The organism is Stenotrophomonas maltophilia group sp. RNC7 (assembly GCF_030910085.1).
In the GTDB taxonomy this organism is placed as follows: domain Bacteria; phylum Pseudomonadota; class Gammaproteobacteria; order Xanthomonadales; family Xanthomonadaceae; genus Stenotrophomonas; species Stenotrophomonas sepilia.
In genome coordinates this window covers 1-1,291 of sequence record NZ_JAVFVN010000491.1, presented here as the reverse complement: position 1 = coordinate 1,291, position 1,291 = coordinate 1, and the positions used below count along the sequence as shown (strand labels likewise).

The window sequence follows — 1,291 nt, the reverse complement described above, 5'->3', positions numbered from 1 at the left end:
ATACTAAGAATAAAGACTTCAAAGCTGAAATAATTAAACAACCTAATATTGTTAGGGTTATTTTTTGCGGTAAAGTAGCTTTTGAAGGAGCAATTGATGAAAATGAAAAAGTATTTAAATTGAAAGATGAAATAGTAGGTTCGATAAAATTAAAGAAAGGGAGAAAGTATCTATGGCTAGCATCTAGTGGTAAAGAGAATGGTACAGGAGTAGGAAATCCTCTGCCAATTCATTTAGCAGTACCTTTTCAAAAGATGGCCGAATGGACTATGGGAGAGGAATATCAATTAGGAGACACTATTTGGATAACTGAAGGCTTATTAAAAGCAGATAGAATAGCTCAACTATTATATGATTACAGAAAAAGTTCTGTTTTTAAAGAGCAAAAAATAGATACATTTGGTTCTAATGTATTTGGATTACCAGGAGTACAAACATACAATTTAATATTGCCATTAATAAAGCAGAAGAAAGTTAAAAGAGTTGTATTGGCATATGATATAGATGCAGCAACAAATGACTATGTAAAAATGCACTTGTTTAGATTCTCAAAAGAATTAAGTAAATTAGGAGTTGAATTATATACTTCTATATGGAATGCAGATGAAGCGAAGGGACTCGACGACTTACTTCATCTTAAATTAATCCCGACAATTGTACGTATCGCTTAATTGTTGTTGTGAAAAAGGAAAAATTAATTAGACCAGGGAAAAATTAATTAGACTAGAGAAAAATCAAAAGTAAATAATTTATTTCATGTTATTATTTTGGGGAAATTATGAATTGAAAAAAGAAGCGGTTTAAACAAATCGCTTCTTTTTTATTAATTTTTTAGGTTCTAGTTATGAAAATAAAAAGGTAATTAATGTAAAGTATAAATTGTTTAGACTGAAAGCGAAAAACTAATTGATACAATAATTTTCAGTCTAAATAATTTTTCCTCTTAAACAGTTGTTGTGAAAAAGGAAAAATTAAAAGTAAATGAATTGCACAAAAAAGCCAATTTCAATTTAATGGAATTGGCTTTTTTGTGTGTTTTGTTAGCATAATTATTGACTGCCTAAAGGAGGTGTGTCTCTTTATAGTCTAGTATAACTAAAGTAGAGGGAAAATTCAAAAATAAAATCATGCTTCAATTGTATTGACTCAAATTGAATATAGAAATATTAAAAAACAAGCTTTGACATCCTTTAATGATAAAGGGAAGTCTGAGCTTGTTTTTTGTTGGAAATGTATTAGTGTCTTACAGCTAAAAATAAGGTGTGAATCAATAAATATATTAATGAAATTA

General features: G+C 28.2%; 1 protein-coding gene. It reads left to right on the top strand.

Going from position 1 to position 1,291, the window contains the following annotated elements; all coding sequences use genetic code 11:
• Nucleotides 1-671, top strand: a 671-nt coding sequence (locus RCF13_RS09185) for a DUF3854 domain-containing protein (RefSeq protein ID WP_308141087.1), incomplete at its 5' end; no start/stop codon positions are given.
• Nucleotides 672-1,291: the final 620 nt, after the last annotated feature.